General features: G+C 32.9%; 21 protein-coding genes. 13 read left to right on the top strand and 8 right to left on the bottom strand.

The window, feature by feature from the left end; all coding sequences use genetic code 11:
* Nucleotides 1-59 precede the first annotated feature (59 nt).
* Nucleotides 60-1,169, bottom strand: coding sequence for a molecular chaperone DnaJ (gene dnaJ / locus ATO12_RS17815; protein WP_034244356.1), 1,110 nt, complete (start codon nucleotides 1,167-1,169; stop codon nucleotides 60-62).
* Between the two features lie 6 nt (nucleotides 1,170-1,175).
* A complete protein-coding gene (locus tag ATO12_RS17810) occupies nucleotides 1,176-1,721 on the bottom strand; it encodes a nucleotide exchange factor GrpE (RefSeq protein ID WP_034244354.1) in 546 nt (181 codons plus the stop codon).
* Nucleotides 1,722-1,881: 160 nt separating this feature from the next.
* On the opposite strand from ATO12_RS17810, the gene ATO12_RS17805 reads away from it, so the two are divergent.
* Nucleotides 1,882-2,553, top strand: a complete 672-nt coding sequence (locus ATO12_RS17805; RefSeq protein WP_034244352.1) for a YceI family protein — start codon at nucleotides 1,882-1,884, stop codon at nucleotides 2,551-2,553.
* A gap of 51 nt (nucleotides 2,554-2,604) precedes the next feature.
* Here the strand turns inward: ATO12_RS17805 and ATO12_RS17800 are convergent, their stop codons facing one another.
* The 3 genes from ATO12_RS17800 to ATO12_RS17790 all read right to left on the bottom strand — a co-directional run bounded on the left by ATO12_RS17800 (nucleotide 2,605) and on the right by ATO12_RS17790 (nucleotide 4,853).
* Complete coding sequence (locus tag ATO12_RS17800; RefSeq protein WP_034244350.1) at nucleotides 2,605-3,522, bottom strand: TIGR01777 family oxidoreductase; 918 nt, start codon at nucleotides 3,520-3,522, stop codon at nucleotides 2,605-2,607.
* Between the two features lie 132 nt (nucleotides 3,523-3,654).
* Nucleotides 3,655-4,335 carry a tRNA (5-methylaminomethyl-2-thiouridine)(34)-methyltransferase MnmD gene (gene mnmD, locus ATO12_RS17795; RefSeq protein WP_034244557.1) on the bottom strand — a complete coding sequence of 227 codons (681 nt, stop codon included), beginning with the start codon at nucleotides 4,333-4,335 and terminating at the stop codon, nucleotides 3,655-3,657.
* 11 nt (nucleotides 4,336-4,346) lie between these two features.
* Nucleotides 4,347-4,853 (bottom strand): DUF4920 domain-containing protein, encoded by a 507-nt coding sequence (locus ATO12_RS17790; RefSeq protein ID WP_034244348.1) that lies wholly within the window; start codon nucleotides 4,851-4,853, stop codon nucleotides 4,347-4,349.
* A gap of 323 nt (nucleotides 4,854-5,176) precedes the next feature.
* Here ATO12_RS17790 and ATO12_RS17785 point away from each other — a divergent pair, with 323 nt between their 5' ends.
* Complete coding sequence (locus ATO12_RS17785; protein ID WP_034244345.1) at nucleotides 5,177-6,244, top strand: branched-chain amino acid aminotransferase; 1,068 nt, start codon at nucleotides 5,177-5,179, stop codon at nucleotides 6,242-6,244.
* A gap of 75 nt (nucleotides 6,245-6,319) precedes the next feature.
* On the opposite strand, the gene ATO12_RS17780 is transcribed toward ATO12_RS17785, so the two are convergent.
* Nucleotides 6,320-6,706 (bottom strand): pyrophosphohydrolase domain-containing protein, encoded by a 387-nt coding sequence (locus ATO12_RS17780; RefSeq protein WP_025667702.1) that lies wholly within the window; start codon nucleotides 6,704-6,706, stop codon nucleotides 6,320-6,322.
* A gap of 44 nt (nucleotides 6,707-6,750) precedes the next feature.
* Here ATO12_RS17780 and ATO12_RS26505 point away from each other — a divergent pair, with 44 nt between their 5' ends.
* From ATO12_RS26505 to ATO12_RS17755, 6 genes are all read left to right on the top strand, one after another.
* On the top strand, nucleotides 6,751-6,942 hold the full coding sequence (locus ATO12_RS26505; protein ID WP_081802105.1) for a hypothetical protein: 192 nt from the start codon (nucleotides 6,751-6,753) through the stop codon (nucleotides 6,940-6,942).
* A gap of 186 nt (nucleotides 6,943-7,128) precedes the next feature.
* Nucleotides 7,129-7,596, top strand: a complete 468-nt coding sequence (locus ATO12_RS17775) for a hypothetical protein (RefSeq protein WP_034244343.1) — start codon at nucleotides 7,129-7,131, stop codon at nucleotides 7,594-7,596.
* Between the two features lie 102 nt (nucleotides 7,597-7,698).
* Nucleotides 7,699-9,510 (top strand): sensor histidine kinase, encoded by a 1,812-nt coding sequence (locus ATO12_RS17770; protein WP_165583405.1) that lies wholly within the window; start codon nucleotides 7,699-7,701, stop codon nucleotides 9,508-9,510.
* The gene (locus ATO12_RS17765; RefSeq protein WP_034244338.1) at nucleotides 9,507-10,133 is read left to right on the top strand and encodes a response regulator transcription factor; all 627 of its coding nucleotides are present in this window, start codon (nucleotides 9,507-9,509) and stop codon (nucleotides 10,131-10,133) included. The genes ATO12_RS17770 and ATO12_RS17765 overlap by 4 nt, the downstream gene beginning before the upstream one ends.
* Before the next feature lie 90 nt (nucleotides 10,134-10,223).
* Nucleotides 10,224-10,559, top strand: a complete 336-nt coding sequence (locus ATO12_RS17760) for a hypothetical protein (RefSeq protein WP_034244335.1) — start codon at nucleotides 10,224-10,226, stop codon at nucleotides 10,557-10,559.
* Between the two features lie 66 nt (nucleotides 10,560-10,625).
* The gene (locus ATO12_RS17755; protein ID WP_034244333.1) at nucleotides 10,626-11,411 is read left to right on the top strand and encodes a hypothetical protein; all 786 of its coding nucleotides are present in this window, start codon (nucleotides 10,626-10,628) and stop codon (nucleotides 11,409-11,411) included.
* Nucleotides 11,412-11,505: 94 nt separating this feature from the next.
* Here ATO12_RS17755 and ATO12_RS17750 read toward each other — a convergent pair whose 3' ends face one another.
* Nucleotides 11,506-13,557, bottom strand: coding sequence for a dipeptidyl-peptidase 3 family protein (locus ATO12_RS17750; RefSeq protein ID WP_034244332.1), 2,052 nt, complete (start codon nucleotides 13,555-13,557; stop codon nucleotides 11,506-11,508).
* A gap of 92 nt (nucleotides 13,558-13,649) precedes the next feature.
* On the opposite strand from ATO12_RS17750, the gene ATO12_RS17745 reads away from it, so the two are divergent.
* The 4 genes from ATO12_RS17745 to ATO12_RS17730 all read left to right on the top strand — a co-directional run bounded on the left by ATO12_RS17745 (nucleotide 13,650) and on the right by ATO12_RS17730 (nucleotide 17,015).
* Nucleotides 13,650-14,684 carry an SRPBCC family protein gene (locus ATO12_RS17745; RefSeq protein WP_034244331.1) on the top strand — a complete coding sequence of 345 codons (1,035 nt, stop codon included), beginning with the start codon at nucleotides 13,650-13,652 and terminating at the stop codon, nucleotides 14,682-14,684.
* Nucleotides 14,685-14,835: 151 nt separating this feature from the next.
* Nucleotides 14,836-15,201 carry a fluoride efflux transporter CrcB gene (crcB, locus tag ATO12_RS17740; RefSeq protein WP_034244328.1) on the top strand — a complete coding sequence of 122 codons (366 nt, stop codon included), beginning with the start codon at nucleotides 14,836-14,838 and terminating at the stop codon, nucleotides 15,199-15,201.
* A 41-nt stretch (nucleotides 15,202-15,242) separates the two neighbouring features.
* Nucleotides 15,243-15,581: a P-II family nitrogen regulator gene (locus ATO12_RS17735; RefSeq protein WP_034244325.1), complete on the top strand. Its 339-nt coding sequence runs from the start codon at nucleotides 15,243-15,245 to the stop codon at nucleotides 15,579-15,581.
* 324 nt (nucleotides 15,582-15,905) lie between these two features.
* On the top strand, nucleotides 15,906-17,015 hold the full coding sequence (locus ATO12_RS17730) for a porin (protein WP_034244556.1): 1,110 nt from the start codon (nucleotides 15,906-15,908) through the stop codon (nucleotides 17,013-17,015).
* Between the two features lie 49 nt (nucleotides 17,016-17,064).
* On the opposite strand, the gene ATO12_RS17725 is transcribed toward ATO12_RS17730, so the two are convergent.
* Entirely contained in the window at nucleotides 17,065-17,679 is a 615-nt protein-coding gene (locus tag ATO12_RS17725) for a DUF1684 domain-containing protein (protein ID WP_034244553.1), read from the bottom strand.
* A 134-nt stretch (nucleotides 17,680-17,813) separates the two neighbouring features.
* Here ATO12_RS17725 and ATO12_RS17720 point away from each other — a divergent pair, with 134 nt between their 5' ends.
* A complete protein-coding gene (locus ATO12_RS17720; RefSeq protein WP_034244322.1) occupies nucleotides 17,814-19,028 on the top strand; it encodes an MFS transporter in 1,215 nt (404 codons plus the stop codon).
* The last annotated feature ends 12 nt before the right edge of the window (nucleotides 19,029-19,040 follow it).

Here is a 19,040-nt window from a genome sequence, read left to right as displayed (position 1 = left end):
CTTAATCAAACGTTAATAGAATTATAATGATTCAAGGTAGGTCGAATCACATAATTTTATTAAGAAAACATATCTTTTACTTTTTCAAAAAATGACTTGTCACCACTATCGGGGCTAGGTCTAAAATGATCATCTTTAGCCATTTTTTCAAAAAATTCTCGTTGTTCTTTGCTCAGGGCTTTTGGTGTCCATACATTAACATGTACCAAAAGATCTCCTTTTCCGTAACCATTAAGACTCGGAATTCCTTTTCCTCTCAATCTCAAAATCTTACCACTTTGTACCCCATCTTCTATCTTAATTCTCACTTTACCAGATACGGTATCAATTTCTCTGGATGCTCCTAAAACAGCTTCAGAAAAACTAATATACAGATCATAGTGCAAATTATTTCCTTCTCTCTGTAATTCGGGATGTTCTTGCTCTTCTATAGCAACCAAAAGATCTCCTGCGATTCCATTACCAGAAGCTTCATTACCTTTTCCTGCAACTTTAAGCTGCATCCCATCTTCTACTCCTGCTGGTATTTTTATGCTTACGGTTTCTTCTACAGCTTTTAACCCTTGAGCATCTGCATCGGCAGGCCTGTGATCTATTGTCTGACCAGATCCTCCACAAGCAGGGCACGGAGAAGACGTTTGCATTCTCCCTAAGATAGTGTTAGTAATTCTGGTTACCTGTCCTGCTCCATTACATGTACTACATGTCTTATATGTAGTACCTGGCGCTTGAATTTTTCGTTTTACTTTAATCTTCTTTTCAACACCATTTGCAATTTCCTCTAATGTAAGTTTAACACGAATACGAAGATTACTTCCTTTAGCTCTACGTTGTCTTCCGCCTCCGCCGCCAAAACCGCTAAAGCCTCCAAAACCACCGCCAAAAATATCGCCAAACTGACTAAATATGTCATCCATATTCATTCCGCCGCCGCCAAAGCCACCGCCTTCAAAAGCCTGATGTCCATACTGATCATAGCGTGCCTTTTTATCAGGATCGCTTAAAATCTCATATGCCTCTGCAGCCTTTTTAAATTTTTCTTCAGCAGTCTTATCTCCTGGGTTTTTATCGGGATGGTATTCTATAGCTTTCTTACGATATGCTTTTTTTATTTCAGCTCCTGTAGCGTTTTTGCTAATACCTAATATGTCATAAAAATCTTCCTTCATAATTTCTTATTGACCAGTCACAACTTTTGGAAAACGAATCACTTTCTCTCCCAGTTTATATCCTTTTTCTATAACGTCTACAATCTTTCCTTTTAGATCATCATTTGGAGCAGGTATTTGCGTAATTGCCTCGTGATCATCTGCATTAAAAACATCTCCTGTAGATACCTCTACCTCAGATAAACCTTTACTTTTTAAAGTTTCCTTCAGTTTGTTATGGATTAGCTCTACGCCTTCAATAAGCGCCGTATCTTCTGATTTCTCAATTTCTTTTAATGCACGATCAAAATCATCTAACACAGGTAACATCGACTGTATAACATCCTGACTTGCAGTTTTGAACAATTCTAAACGCTCTTTAGAGGTTCTTTTTTTATAATTTTCAAACTCGGCAAAAAGTCTTAAAAATTTATCTTTTTCCTTTTCAAGTTCTTCTTTTAGTAGTGTTTCTGCATCTACTACCTCTTCTTTCTCTGTCTCTTCGACAGGAGCATCAAGTACTTCTTCTACTTGATCTTTTACATCTTCAGTGTTTTTATTTTTCTTACTCATGTAATTCGTACCTTTTATACGTTTTCATTTTGAATTAGCAAAAGTACTGCCATTTTTGAATTAATGTCATAATGTCACAGGATTTTTTTAGTATATATTTAAGAGTATTCTTTCTATAAAAAAATAATTTTGACATCATTTTTAACTAAAACTAATATTTATGAAAATTAAATTTGTTAGCACACTTATTGTTACTGTGCTTTTAATAACTGCTTATTCCTGTAAAGGAGAAAAACAAAACGAAACAGAAGCTAATACTCCAGAAGAGGTAAAAGAAGCTCCAATTGAAGCTATTACGTATAATGTAGATGTTGCATCAAGTTCTATAGACTGGGTTGGTTCTAAACCTTTAGAAAAACATACAGGGACATTAAAACTAGCTAGTGGCACATTCGAAACTAAAGATGGAGCAATCACGAGCGGATCTTTTACCATTGATATGACCTCTATAAATGTTACTGATCTTGAGGGAGATGACAAAGCCTATCTGGAAGGACACCTTAAAGGAGAGGGAGAAGGAAAAGAAGATCATTTCTTTAATGTTGCCAAATTTCCAAAAGCTGTTTTTGAAGTGACCGGAATTACAGAAAAAGAAGGGAAAACTTTTATTGATGGAAACTTAACTATAAAAGGTACCAAGAAAAACATCTCATTTCCTGCCACAACTTCTGTTGAAGGTGATGTAATAACATTAAACACTGAAGTGTTTACTATTAATCGTACAGAATGGGGTGTAAATTACGGATCTAAATCGGTTTTTGAAAACCTTGGAGATAAATTCATTAATGATGATATCGAAATAAAGCTTAGCCTTAAAGCTAATAAAGCTTAACCCTGTTTTTTATAAAAACTATAAACCGGTACCATAAGAGTATCGGTTTTTTTATCTACGCTCTTTATCAATAAGTACGTCTACTGCTGAAGCTATATTATCAAAGTTAAAATCAAATCCTGCAGTAGAAATCTTACTACTACTAACACGCTGACTAGAAAATAAAAGGCTGTGCATTTCTCCAAGAAATAATTTCATTGTTAGTCTTGGCACATTAGGTAAAATTATTTTTTTATCTAATTTCTCTGCTATAGTATTCATTAATTTTTTGTTAGAAACAGGATTAGGGGCCACTGCATTAAAAACTCCTGTTAGCTCTTCTTCTATGACAAACATAAACATGCGGGCCAGATCATGAACATGAATCCAGCTTTGCCATTGTTTTCCGTTTCCAAAAAAAGCTCCCATTCCAAATCGAATAGGTTTTACCATTTTAGGAAAAGCCCCTCCTTTCTCAGACAAAACCAATCCAATACGAAGTAAACTAACTTCTATATCTAACGTTTTAAACTGCAAGACAGCATCCTCCCATTGGGTAACTACTTCTCCTAAAAATCCAGTGTCACGCTCTGGAGCATCTTCTGTATAATAATTCTGAAAAGAATCTGGATATATCCCGATAGCACTAGCAGAAACAATATGACGAACCGAATGTTTTGTGTTTTTTAAAGATTCTAAAATAAAAGAAGCAGTATGTGTCCTACTTTCTAATATTTCTTTTTTATAAGAAGATGTCCATCGTTTTGCTACTGTCGCCCCAACTAGATTAATAATCACTTCGACATCATCAAAACAATTGATATCGATTTCGCCCTTTTTGGGGTCCCAAAAGTAACCTGTATAGTTCGTTTTAGAACTTAGCTTGTCTTTACTAGTGGTGAGGTAGTTTACTTCGATCCCAGATTGATGGCACAGATTAACTATTTCCTGACCTACCAAACCTGTTGCACCAGTAATTAAAACTTTCACATGTCTAATTTTTAGTAATTATTAGATAATTAATTTATTGCAAAATACTACCGACTTATAATAAAACCTATCTCTTTATTATAGCTTTAACATACGTTTAGTATTCTTCTAACTTCCTAATAAATAGTATATTTATGATTCTACTTTTGTCGCTCTAAGCATTTCTCGTTTTCCTGGTGGCCCAGGAAGTCTTTCTACCACAAAACCTACCTCTTGCATTGCACGTCTTACACTACCTTTTGCCGAATAAGTAACCAGGACTCCTCTCGAACGAAGTGCTTCATACATCTTTCTAAATATCTCTATTGTCCAAAGTTCGGGTTGTACCCTAGCTCCAAAAGCATCAAAATAGATTAAATCAAAACCATTTTTATCTGTTATATCTGCAAAAAACTGCTTACGCTTAACGAGTTTAAAGTTCGAGGTGATGTCTACTGGCAATTCCCATAAAGATTGATGCATTGCATCAAAAACCGGTTGTTTTTCTTTTACAGCAAGCATTTCGGGATAATTCATTAGTTTGGCCTCGGATAGGGCTACCGGATATCCTTCTACTCCAACATAATAAATTGGTACGTTAATTTTTTCTGCTTCAAGAAATGTTATAAAAGCATTTAGCCCCGTTCCAAAACCCATCTCCATGATATCCAGAGAATCAGACCCATTTTTACTCAGAACATGATCAAATCCACTTTTTATAAATACATGTTTTGCTTCATTAATTGCACCATGTTTAGAATGGTAATGCTCATTCAATTCTGGCAAATGAATGGTTTTTGAACCATCTGCAGTGGTAATAATTTTACGTTGTATTTCTTCTTGCATTATTCTTTTATCAAAACACCTTCTGCTACAAAAGAATACGTTTTCTTAGGAGTCGTAATACTGGCAATTTCTTCTTCGGTTTTTCCTGCATCACTGGCAAAATGGCGTTGTTCGTCTACAGACATCTCAATCACAAATGCCTTACCCTGGACAATGATAGTATCATTTTCTATGTTCTTTGGCACAAAGAAACCGTAATCTTTAAACTTCACCATAGTTTCTTTATCATTATCCAAAGCTACTTTCATCCAACAGCCTTTAGCCTTACAAACAGCATTTACTGTACTCGAAAAAGCGACTGCTACAGTATCTCCTTCTTTTAAATTTTCATATTTTTCTGCTATTGCATCTTTATTATATATCTGGTCTGAAGATACTTTATTACCAAAACTTTTATAATTTTCACCTGAAATATCGTTAACAGAAAAAAAGTTTTCTGTCTTAGTCGATGAATTACAACCTATTAGAACTAACAATCCTACAAAAAACAGTGCATTTTTTTTCATAATCCTTTATTATCTATATGTTTTGCAAAATTAAACATTTTTAAAATTCTTATTTTATAAGAAAAGGGTATTTTTGTAGTGTATTAAAAGGATGTTAGTATTCCTTTGGTTTTGAGACAAAGAATATGATAACAAGCTGTAAAAAAGCATAGTGCTATCATTAACTTTTAAAAGATAAACCAGGTAAAACAAACATTAAGAAATTTAGATATTCTTTTATTCAAAGTAACTATTTAAATCTCTTACTTATAGTATGTGGTGGTTACACTCATTCTTAACCTCTTAATCAATGTAATGTAAAATAATTAAAACGACTGAAACAAATGAAAAACACAATTTCTCAAGCCTTGAAAATTAGTGAAGTAAGTGAGTCCAAAATTGGACAAGTAGATTTTGAAAATCTTAATTTCGGGAAAATTTTTACAGATCATATGTTCGTCTGTGATTATGTGAATGGAGAATGGCAAACTCCAGAAATTGTTCCTTATGGTCCACTCACTATGGAACCTTCTGCTCGTGTTTTTCATTATGGCCAGGCAGTTTTTGAAGGGATGAAAGCATATAAAGATGATAATGGAGATACTTTTTTGTTCAGACCTGACGAAAATTTTAAACGTATCAATATATCTGCAGAACGTTTGGCTATACCAGAATTTCCTGAAGATTACTTTTTTGAAGGGTTAAACGCCTTGTTAAAATTAGATAACGAATGGATTAAACCTGGTTACGGAAATTCATTATACATACGCCCTTTTGTGATTGCAACCCAGGCAAGTGTTTCTGCTTCTGAAGCAGATGAATATAAGTTTATGATCATATGTTCACCTGCTCAATCCTATTATAGTGGAGATGTAAGCGTATTGGTTGCAGAAAAATTTAGTCGTTCTGCTAACGGAGGTTTTGGATATGCAAAAGCTGCAGGAAACTATGCTGGGCAATTCTACCCAACAAAACTAGCGCAAGAACAAGGGTATCAACAAGTGATCTGGACCGATGCTAATACTCATGAATATATGGAAGAGGCAGGAACAATGAATGTGTTCTTTAGAGTTAATGACACTTTACTTACAGCTCCTGTTAGTGATAGAATTCTTGATGGAGTCACTCGTAAAAGTTTGATTACTATTGCCGAAAAAGAAGGCATTAAAGTAGATGTACGACCTGTTAAGGTTAGCGAAATTGTAGAAGCTGCAAAAAACGGAAGTTTAAAAGAAGTTTTTGGTGCGGGAACTGCTGCTGTGGTGAGTCCTGTAAAAGCATTTGGATATAAAGGAGAGCATTACGAAATCGAAAAGCAAGAAAATTCTTATGCTTCTTATTTCAAGAAAGCACTAATGGATATTCAATACAATAAAGCCGAAGATACTTTTAGCTGGAGATATAAAGTGTAATTTTTGAATTACGAATTCAAAATTACGAATCATTTCTAATAAAAAATCCCGAAGAATATATTCTTCGGGATTTTTTTATCGGTCTAAGATTTCTTTAATATTGGGTTTAAAATAATTAGGCCCTTTAAGTACTTTACCATCCTCTCTGTAAATAGGTTGTCCATCTTCGCCTAGTTTACTCATATTACTACGTTGGATTTCATTAAACACTTCTTCTATCTTATGCTGCATACCATGCTCGATAATAGTACCACACAATATATATAACATATCCCCCAAAGCATCAGCAACTTCTACCAAATCATTGTTTTGAGCAGCCTCGAAATATTCTTCATTTTCCTCTTTCATCAAGTTAAATCGAAGTGTATTTTTAGCTTCACCCAAATCTGCTATAGGTTCGTTTTTATATCCTAGTTTAAATGAGGTATGAAATTCTTGTACCGCAGCAATTTTATCTTTCATCAGTATATTTTTATAGATTATCTTTGCCGTAAAAATAACAATTTATGTTTAGTCAGGGGCAGTTAATATTTGCAGGATTTTTTGTAGTAGCATTTGTCATCTTAATGATATTTAGCTATCGAAAAGATATCAAACTACATCGCAAATATTATAAAGGTAGTCTTTTCATTCTCATTGGTTTTATTATCTTTATTTTGTTGCTTTTTGCGTTAAAAACGTATTTACAACCCGAGTAAACCATATTCACCCCTAGAATTCAGTCAAAATAGTTGCATTTTGGTTACTACTCTATTGGTATGTAACCTATCTGTCTTTTTGGTTTTTTTGAACCATTAGGGTAATATACCTTGTATTGGGTATGGATTAACGATCTCTTTTTTAAGAGTTTTGAAGTAACTAAATAACTTAAAAACATTAATATTATGAAACTAAACGAACACTTATTTTTAGTAATAGATTCAAAAAGAAACGATTACCAATCAATCCATATTGGCATCCTTCAAGATTTTGTTATTGCTTGTAAATTCAAATTTCATTCTGAAACAGCTTTTGAAATAACTCACGGAAAAATTATATTGATCAACAAAGGCGAAACACCTGAAGAATATCATTTAGAAAAAAGCATAGGTACGCAAATAACTCATGGTAAGCCAACAGTTCCAGGGAAAATAGAGTTAGAAATTTTAACCAATCCCCTTAAAGATCCTAACACTCAATATTCATCACCGAAGCAAAGTACTTATGTAAAAAAGACTGGTGCCATCTTAAAACCAGAAAACATTATAGATATCACAATCCCTAATACCTTTTCTATTACAAGAAAAAATGGAGAAAAAGAAACCATTGTTATAGATCTAGGAAATCATATTTGTAAGTTTTATGTTATATAAAGATAATTAATGTAAAATCGTATAGATTACAAAATGTACAAATACTACTTATTATTAGTTATTTTTCTAACTATAGGAAAGAGCTTTTCTCAACATAAAAATTTGTCGAGAAAAGCTTTATTTTATATAGGGAATTATCAATTAAATGAAGCAGAAAAAATACTAGATTCAGTAAGAAACCCTCAAGAAAAAAAACTTTTAAAATGGGATATACTCGTACTAAAAAAAGGATCCTTAGAAAAGTTTGAATTTCAAAACAATAATTATGGAACTTCTTTTGCTAATATTTTAAGCTTGTTAATAAAAGGAGATCAGTATCTTTTGCAGAATATACCTAAAGACTCATTAGCTTACAACAAATATCAAGAAGCTTTACAACTTTCTTTAATTCAAAGAGATTCTACATTAGTCTGTTTTTCAACAAAAAAAATTATAGAATTATTATATAAAAATAGAAAAGCAATGCAGCTTTTTTCAGAATATTTTAAAATATATCAAAAACATATGCGATTTAATGGAGAAAAAGCAACATTAAAATTCTATAAAACTACTGTAAACACTAGTGCTACTCAAAAAGAACACATTAAAGCGTACAAAGACATTATCTCAATTGCAAAAAAAGGTAAAAATCGTTTCATTGAAGGTAAAATATATATGCATATCGGAGCAAATTTCGCATATTTTCATAAGCAAAGTGATAGTGCATTACACTATTACCAAAAAGCATTAAGGATTTTTAAAGACACCCCTCACAACTATGCAAAAGTAGAAATGTTTGGAGTAAACACTAATATTGGTATTTCATATTCTATTAAGAAAAAACATGAAACTGCCAAAAGTTATTATCTAAAAGCTGCAAAAATCAAACTTCCCAAAAACAGTTTTTTAAAATTATCTAAACTTTCTTCTCTTCTTTCTAAAAATTATAGAAATCTAAAAAAATACGATAGTGCTTTTTTCTATAATGATCGATTTATCAAATATACAGATTCCTTAAACGAATATAAAAAGGCAATAGCATTAAATGAAATTGAAGTCAAATACCAAACCGCAGAAAAAGAAAAGAAAATAGTTCAGCTTCTTAATACTAATTTAAAATCTGAAGCCAGTCGAATACAAAATAGAAATTTACTAATAGGGTCGCTTTCTCTTATCCTTGTGGGTTCAATATTTGTATTTCTCTTATATAAAAACACCAAACGCAAACAACGTATCGCAGAGCAAGAACGAGAGATCGAAATCCAAAAAACAGAAAAGCTGCTTAAAGAACAAGAACTCTCTGCTATCGATGCTATGATATCCGGGCAAGAGAAAGAACGACAACGCCTGGCTAATGAATTACATGACAACCTGGGAAGTACACTAGCAACTGTTAAACTTCATTTTCAACATTTGCAAAACAATAAGGACAACCCCAAAGTTGAACATATAGAAGAATTATATACCAAAACGAATGCACTGTTAGATGAAGCCTATCAAAAAGTACGCACTATCGCTCATGAGAAAAATAGTGGAGTAATGGCAAATCAAGGGCTGCTTCCCGCAATAAAAAAATTAGCAAAACAAGTATCCAATGGAGATGGTTTGCACATCGAGATACAAGATTATGGACTTGAGGAACGATTGGATAATGCATTAGAAATATCAATCTTTAGAATGATACAGGAGCTCATTACCAATGCTATTAAACATGCCAAAGCTTCAGAAATACATATCTCTTTAACCAATCATGATTCTCTTTTAAATATTATCATAGAAGATAATGGTAAAGGCTTCGATGCCAAAATACTACCAAAAAAAGAAGGGATGGGATTAAGAAATATTGAAAAACGAGTAGAACATCTCGAAGGTACCTTTGAGATTGATTCTACTATAGGAAAAGGAACTAATATTATCATAAATATACCTATATGATCACAGTAGCTATTGCAGAAGATCACCAATCTCTTATTGATGGTGTAGAACTTCTTCTTCGGTATGAAGAAGAAATTAGTATTGTTGGTATGGCTAATGATGGAGAGGAGCTACTTAACATCGTAAGAAGAAAACAACCTAAAGTTGTACTTACCGATATCAGAATGCCAAAAATTGATGGTATTGCAGCTACCAAAATCATAAAAAAAGAATTTCCTCATACCAAAGTTATTGCCTTCTCTATGTTTGATCAAGAAGATGCTGTTCGACAAATGATCGAAGCAGGAGCTTCTGGATATTTACTTAAAAACTCCCCTTTGGATGAAGTGTTAACAGCAATACAACAAGTTACAAAAGGAGAGACTTATTTTGATGCCGCCATAGACCCAAAGCTCTTCTCTAAAGATGCTAAACAAGCTCCTAAAAAACAACTATTATCAAAAAGTGAACGGGAAATCCTAACACTCATCGGGCAAGGAAAGACCTCATCAGAAATCGCTACTATTCGTTTTAATTCGGTATCTACTGTAGAAACCCACCGTAAAAACATTATACGTAAACTAGGTCTTCATGGTAAAGGAGAATTATTACGGTATGCCATCGAAAAAAAGTATGATTTTTAGATAATCCTTCCTTTAGAAGATAAATATACCCTGCTATGGGTATTTTTTTGTGCTTGATTGTGAGGTAGATTTGGAATAAAACATTAAGTCATGCAAAACAAAGTCCGTTCTTTCAATCAATTTAAAACCGTTCTCGAAAAAGATGCTACACTTCAACAAGAGTTTAAGTCAGATCCTGTAGCCGCAATCAAAAAGTTTAAATCTGAACCATGGTTCAATGATAAACTCATTTATAGACTTGTAGTTCTATTTCTTGGAATTATTGTACTCACCATTTGTGTTGGGGTAATTATACTAACCAGCCAGGATAAAATCAATGAGAATTTTGATGTACCAGACATTTTAATCGCTACTGCTTCTACAGCAATTGGTGCGATTGCAGGGTTATTAACACCAGGTTCTAACAAAAATTCTGGAACAAGTTAAAAAACTCTAAGAATCTTTTTACTACATCTTCAATGTGGATTTATAATATATTAAACACTCATACTCATGAAAAAAATTGTATTACTACTAACAATAAGCCTGCTTGGCACTTATTATTGTATTTCTCAAGAATTGCAAGCTAACTATATTTTCAACACGAATTATAAGGATAAAACCACAAATATAAGTTATAAAGAAGGGTATAAAATCAAAGTAATAAATATTCTACCCTCACCCGATGGAAATGAAAAAAATGATACAATAATATTTACGGTAAACAAATTCCATACAGATACTACTGGTGACCCTGGATATAAACTAAATCGGTTGCTCTATGAAAAAGATGGCATTATAATTAATCATAGCATGAGCAGAAAAGACTTTAATACATTTACAAATCAAATCTACTCCTATTTCAGAGGTGTTAGAGCAGGTTTTTATACTATTCCTTTTAAGATAAGAATAAGTGATTTTGATTTCGAACAGAATATAAACTTTGGAATGAATATCGGTTTTCAATTTAGATTCAATAAAAAAATCGAAGATCGTTGGTTATATGAACCCTCTATTGGTATTGGTCTTTCTTCGATCAATCTAAATAATAAAAATAGTGATGTTACTGAAGAACGAACTGCTAGTGCTTTTTCTACTTCATTTGGTTTGATTCTTCATTTTGACAAAAACATTAACCTTGGAATTTTTTCTGGACTAGATTTTTTAGGTAATAATGATAAAGAAGTAAATTGGAAATACAATAAAAAGCTTTGGCTAGGTATCGGTATCAATATAGGGTTCTCTCTCTCGGAAGGAAAAGGAAATGGCTCAGACAATGTCGCTCCAGATACTAATTAAAACAACTTTTATTCATTTATACAAAACATTGGATACTGTCATAAAAAACGCCCTTACTATACAGAAAGGGCGTTTAGCATAACTTAGTTTTTCTCTAATTCACCTCTGGTAAGAAGTTATAGTTCTTACTATACCATAACATTTGCTCTTCAAAGGTTTTAGGTTGGAATATTTCAAAACCTGTAATCTCATCTGCCTCATTGGCTTGAGGTACTAAAACAGGGTTTACAAAACCACTATATGGCGCCGATGTAAATTGCTTATTACGTTCTAATACCTCTGCGTGTAATGCCTGATCTACTTTTACACCATATCCTTCTACCAAAGCTTCTGCTGCCTTATAATCTCCTTCAGATTTGATACGTTGTGTTTCTCTTAATAAACGTCCAAAAATTTCGCGTAACTTAGCATAATCATTAATATTATAGTAGGTTTTTCCTTCTCTGGTTACTTTCTCTATTACATTATCTTTCTTTCCTTGCTCAAAAGCCCAGCCACTCACCCACTGGCGATTACGCATATGTGCTTCTTCTACATCATCACCCAGGTTTAAACGAATCAATTGTGTCATTAATCCATTTCTGATATATCCATCATAAGCAGCTTTACCGGTCTTTTCCCAATCTTCAACTAATCCCAGTTCTTGTAATTTTGGATCCATTAAGTAGTACAATCCCACTAAATCAGCACGACCTTCTTCCATAGTAGAAGCATAGTTTTTTAATGTTTCTTTAGTTTCACCTACTCCAGGGTTTAATTTTCCAGATGCATGACCAACTACTTCGTGTAATGCAGTATGTAATTTATCTGCTAATTGTCCATATTTTTCTTCTAGTTCGAACTCTTCATCATCATGTACAAATTCTTTTAAACGTCCCGAACCGCCAGCGTTATTATAAGCTCCGATAATATTTCCCAAGGATACAGATTTAGAACCCACAGCAGCTCTAATCCAATTTGCATTAGGAAGGTTTACTCCTATAGGTGTACTTGGTGATGCATCTCCCGCTTCTCCGGCAACAGCTACTACTTTATACGAAACTCCTACCACGCTATCTTTTTTATGAGCATCCATTAATGGAGAATTATCTTCAAACCACTGTGCATTTTCTGATAGCACAGACATTTTTTTAGACATATCAAAATCTTTGATCTGTACAATAGTTTCATAAGAACCTCTATACCCTAATGGATCATTATACACTTCAATAAAGCTATTAATGTAATCGATATTACCTTCAGTAGCTGCTGTCCATGCCACATTATAATCATCCCAGGTTTGTAAATTTCCTGTTTTATAATATTCGATCAATAATCCTAACGCATCTCCCTGAGCTTCATTTTCTGCTACACCTTTTGCTTTCTCTAACCATTTGATAATCTCATCGATTGCAGATCCATACAACCCTCCTGACTTATATACTCGCTCTTTTAATTCTCCATTCTCCTTTACCAATTGAGAGTTTAAACCAAAAGACAAAGGTTTCTCTTCATTCGGGGATTTCATTTTGCCATAAAACGAAGTAACGTCGTTATTGGTAACACCAGGCCCATAAAAATTAACTGCAGATAGTGCTACATTATCAACTCCTTTTGCTTGATTTACTTTTTTGGCATCTTGATCATTAAAAATCACTTCATACACCTCTTTAGGTACTTCTGTACCTGTAGCTGCAAGAAGAGAGCTAAAATAATCCTGACTAAATTCTGGCTTGATTTTATCATTACTGTAATGGTGATGAATCCCATTAGAAAACCAAACTCGTTTTAGATATATTTCAAAAGCCTCCCAGTTCGCATCACTCTTATTACCTTCATAAGAAGTGTAGACTTTTTCTAACGCTTTTCTAATAGTAAGATTATGACGGTAATTCTGATCCCACATAATATCTCTTCCGCTTAACCCAGCCTGAGTAAGATAATATACTAATTTTTGTTCTTTCAAAGTAAGATTATCCCAGCCAGGAATTTGGTATCTTAAAATTTTAAGATCTGCAAATTGCTCTACAACATAATCAAACTTTTCCTCTGTTACCTCCTGCTTTTGTTCCTGTTGGTCAATTTGATCCTTAACACTAGGATCCTTTTTACACGCAATCATTAAACTGGTGATCGCTATAAAAAATAATATTCTGTCGAGTTTCATTTATTTTATTTTATTGTTTTGACAAATGTAACAAAATAAAAGGATGTTAAAATTGTTTATATTAGCTGACCAAACAATCTAAACTAACTAACATGAAAATAGTAAAATATTTATTTTTTCTATTATTATTAGTAATAATTGGCGGAGCTGTTTATGTTGCTACCATAGACGGTGAGTTTCAAGTAGAAGAAAGTAGAGTAATCGATGCTCCCGATGAGTTGTTATTTGCTACAATCAATGAGTATAGAACCTGGGATAAATGGGGACCTTGGATGGATGAATCTGATGATTTCATCATGGAATATCCAGAAAAAACAAGTGGTGAAGGTGCTTCGTATAGCTGGAAAAGTGAAACAGAAGGAGATGGTAAAATGGAAACTATAAAAACTTCTCCATTTACCAGTATAGATCAAAAAATTACGTTTATTACTCCAATGGGTGAAAGTAAAAGTGACGTGTATTGGAAATTTGAAAAAATTGAAGGCAAAAAGACCAAAGTAACCTGGGGAATGAAAGGTGAGCAATCTTTTATGGAAAAAGCATTCTGGGCTACTCAAGATAGTAGTGTATCGCAAATGATAAAACCTATGTATGCTCGCGGACTCGAAAAACTCGACGCATTTGCTAATGAAAAAATGAAAAAATATGCGGTTCATGTAGATGGAGTTACAGAACATGGAGGTGGTTTTTATATGTATAGCGCTACTGCTTCTTCAATAGCCGTAATTCCTGAAAAAATGAAAGAAATGATTCCTGCAGTGGATACGTATATGAAACAAAACAATCTTCCGCGAACAGGAATGCCATTTACATTATTTAATGAGTATAACGAGGAACAGGGAACTGCAATTTTCTCTACTGCCATACCTACCAGAGATAAAGTAGTTACCCCAAAAGAAAGTTCTATTCTTTGTGATTTTTTACCAAGACAGAAAGTAGTTAAAACCACACTTAAGGGAGATTACAATAATCTAAAAGAAGCATGGGAAGCTGGTTATAAATATATTGCAGAAAATAACTTAGAGCCCAATACTGAATCTGCAGCTTTTGAAGTATATCGGGTAGAACCGACTTTACAACCAAATCCAGCTGAGTGGGTTACAGAAATTTATATTCCAATAAAATAACACCTTACAAACTGCATTCTATGATTAGATAGAGTGCAGTTTAATACATTAGAATATAGAGTAATCTAATTGATCATAAATCATTGGAAACTCTACACAAAAATACATTACATCAATGTTACCCTGGCCTTAAAAACAATAGATAAAACAGATGAAACAAATATTCTTGGTGTTTATTGGAGGTGGTACTGGTAGCATTGCACGTTACCTTATAAGTAAATATCTTAATAGCTCTTCTACAGGAATTCCATATGGTACCTTTACAGCTAATATTTTAGGTAGTCTCTTTATTGGGATTATTCTAGGGCTAGCTCTTAAAAATAATGTAATATCGCAAAACACAGTTACCCTTTTGGCAACCGGTTTTTGCGGAGGATTTACTACCTTTTCTACATTTGCTTATGAAAATCACGTATTACTAAAATCAGGAGATTTTCTTAATTTCATGATCTATGCTATCGGATCATTTGTCGCTGGAGTTCTTTTCATATTTTTAGGGATGTTTATAGTAAAATAATACTATAAAAATATACCAGAGATGAATTTAAATAAAGGCTTATGAAAAAAATTGAAGCAATTATACGCAAATCAAAATTCGAAGCTGTAAAAGATGCTCTACATAAAATTGGCATAAACTTCTTTACTTATTGGGATGTAACCGGTGTTGGTAATGAAAAGAAAGGTCATATATATAGAGGAATCACCTATAATACATCTGATATCCCCCGTATTTATTTATCTATAGTGGTCTCTGATGAAGTTGAAGAAAAAACAATTCATACACTAATTGATTCTGCTAAAACCGGAGAAGTCGGTGATGGAAAAATATTTGTTTCAAATATCGAGAATGCTTACAGAATTAGAACCAAAGAAAAAGGCAACCAGGCGTTACATTAAACTTTTAATGTATTAATCCCCTCAATACATTTTATCTAAATATATCTATATCGTTTTTTTTTGATCACCTTCTACTTTATAATGTGTTTACTAAAGTCTTTTTAGACCAAAACAAGCACATATCATAATTAAAAGCTTAAAAACACCCTTTTAAATTCCCAAAAAACATAAAAATAAAATTTATACCCTAATTTTAATAGGGTATAAATTGAAAAATATGTAAAAATACGCACTTATTCCCTATTAAAAATAGGGTAAAACTTGTTTTTATATAGTTTTATCGTTCCAATTAAAAACTAATTATAACGGTAATCAATGTTTATTATGAAAACAAAAACCACCACATTTTTAAAAAAAGCAACCTTTTTCACTTTAATCTTGTTAAGTTCCAAAGCCATCAGCCAGGAAGAAAAACCAAAATCAACACTAGATAAGTTATTATCTAAAATAAGTTTATCAGGATCTATTGATGGATACTACAGGTACAATTTTGCAGCTCCTAACGACGACTCGGTAGCTCCAAAAACATCATTCGCAAACGAAAATGGTTTTGCACTAGGCATGGCCAATACCGTTTTGGAGTATGAAGATAAAAAAGTTGGGTTTGTAGCTGATCTTGTCTTCGGACCCAGAGGCGAAGATGCTGTATTTAATTCTAACGATTCTGCCCAAATCATCAATCAATTATTTGTCTATTGGAATGTAACCGAAAGCATTAAACTAACCTTTGGTAATTTCAATACTTTTATAGGATATGAAGTGATTTCACCAACTGGAAATTTTAATTATTCTACTTCATATATGTTCTCATACGGCCCTTTCTCACATACTGGTTTGAAAGCAGATATTGCTATAAGTAAAAAATGGTCTGCTACGCTTGCTGTAATGAATCCTAGTGATTATACCGAAAATAATCCGTTTGACACCTATATCGCTGGTGCACAAATAGGATATACCCTGGATAACGGTAGTGCTTTTCTAAATTTTAGATATGGTAATGAAGGAGAACCAGGAGAAGTAGGCCCTACTTTTCAGGTAGACCTTACCACAGGATGGGATCTAACACAAGATTTTTATCTTGGCGTAAATACAACTTATGTATCTACAGAACCACAAGAAAACGGAGATGCTTCTGGGTTTTACGGAGTAGCACTATATCCCCAATATAAAGCATCTGAAAAATTCGCTATAGGAATACGAGGAGAATACTTCTCGGTTTATAATGGCGGGTTAACAGATATAATCGGGTTAAACACACAAGGTGATGGAGATGTTATTACAGCTACCCTTACAGGAAATTATACAATTGGAGAGTTAACACTTAAACCAGAATTAAGAATCGATACTACATCTGAAAATTCCTTTATAGATAATGACAGAGGGGTCACAAAAAGTCTTTCTTCTTTTGTACTAGGAGCAGTATACAAGTTTTAATATTTCTATTTTATAAAGCAAAAGCGTTCTGAGCAATCAGAGCGCTTTTCTATTTATTCTCTGGATATTTCTTATATGTCTTAACACCAACAGGAATCTTTACATCAAGATGATTTACTTCTGGAGGTATTGGACAAGAATACCTATCATTATACGCACAATATGGATTATAAGAAGTATTAAAATCAATAATAATATAGTCCCCTTCAGGGATTTTTAAATCTATAAAACGTCCTCCTGCATAACTTGATTCTCCATTAGTTAAATCTGTAAATGGGAGAAATAAATAATCTTCAAATTCTGGTTGAGTTTTTAATCCCTGATTTTGATATATCTGTAACACATACGGTTTTTTCTGGAGTATAAAATGTGCCTCTCCATATTTAACATATATAGGTTCTCTACCCGTTGTAGTTTTCATTACAAAAGGTGTCTCATATGGTGTACGAACAAATTTTGCACGGATACAGAAAGAAGTATCGATTTCAAAAAAATGAAGCGTTTTAAAACGTTCTAAATCTTTTGGTGTTAAAGGTGAAGTTTCTTCAGAAGCAAAATCTTTATTAAGTTCTTCCTGAAAAGACAATATTTTTTTTATCGCTATAGAATCCTGAGCAATTATATTCCCAATAAAAAACACAAATAAAATTGATATTCTGAACACTTCCCCTTTATTTTTTTGCAAAAGTACAATTTACAATTAGTTAACTAATTAATTTTAATAAAATTATACCTAAATAATAGATAAAAAACTACTTTTATCTATTAATTGGAAGTCTAATACAAATCACGAATACATTGCTAAAACTTTTACTTCATTATTTCAACTCTTTTTCTGGGCTATCAAAAGAGGTGTGGTGGTTAGCTTTGATCACTCTAATCAATAGAGCCGGGGCAATGGTTATCCCCTTTTTATCACTATACTTAACCGATGACTTGAATTTTTCGTTACAACAAGTAGGCTGGATTATGACCAGTTATGGATTAGGTTCTTTTCTAGGTGCATGGTTAGGAGGTAAACTAAGTGATCAAATTGGGTATTATAAAGTTATACTTATTTCTTTGTTATTAACGGGTGTCTCATTTATAGCCATTCAATATTTTACTAGCTTCTGGAGTATTTGCGTTGGTTTCTTTGTTCTAATTGCAATTGCAGATATGGCAAGACCAGCTTTTTTTGTAGCATTAAGTGCCTATAGTAAACCAGAGAATAAAACCAGATCATTAACTTTTATTCGACTTGCTATTAATCTGGGCTTCTCTGCTGGCCCTGCAATTGGCGGACTAATTATAGCATCTATTGGGTATTATGGTTTATTTTGGGTAGACGGGATTACCTGTATTATAGCAGGACTAGTGATGATACAAACACTACATCCTAAAAAAGCAAAAATACAGGACAAAGAGGTTATCGTAGAAAATCCGGTAAGTGCTCATAAAGATGGTGTTTATGTTTTGTTTTTAATAGCACTGGCTTTATTTGGATTTATATTTGTTCAGTATTTTTCTACTATTCCATTATATTATAAAGAAATACACCAACTATCAGAACAAAAAATCGGATTATTACTTGCTTTAAATGGTGCTTTGATATTTTTCTTTGAAATGCCACTAATAGCATATCTGGAAAAGACAAAATTATCTAAAATAGGGAATGTTATTGGTGGGTTTGTTCTAACAGGTATTAGCTTTCTGCTTTTATTAGTTACTCCCTGGGCTGGAGTTTTGGTTATCGGAATGATTATCGCCACACTTGGAGAGATGGTCGCATTTCCATTCGGGAACGCTTTTGCTTTAGACAGATCAAAAAAAGGAAGACAGGGAGCCTATATGGGATTGTATAGCATGTCTTTTTCTTTAGCGCATATTTTTGGTCATAATTCTGGAATGCAATTCATAAACAATTTTGGGTTTGAAAATACCTGGGTTTTTATGATCTTGATTGCCGCTTTAGGAACATTTTTATTACATATCGTAAAACAAAAACTTAATCGGGAAAAAACATCTGGTTAACCATTATTTATA

Origin of the sequence: Aquimarina atlantica (genome assembly GCF_000626715.1) — a bacterium.
Taxonomy (GTDB): Bacteria; Bacteroidota; Bacteroidia; order Flavobacteriales; family Flavobacteriaceae; genus Aquimarina; species Aquimarina atlantica.
This window is presented reverse-complemented; position numbering and strand designations above follow the sequence as displayed.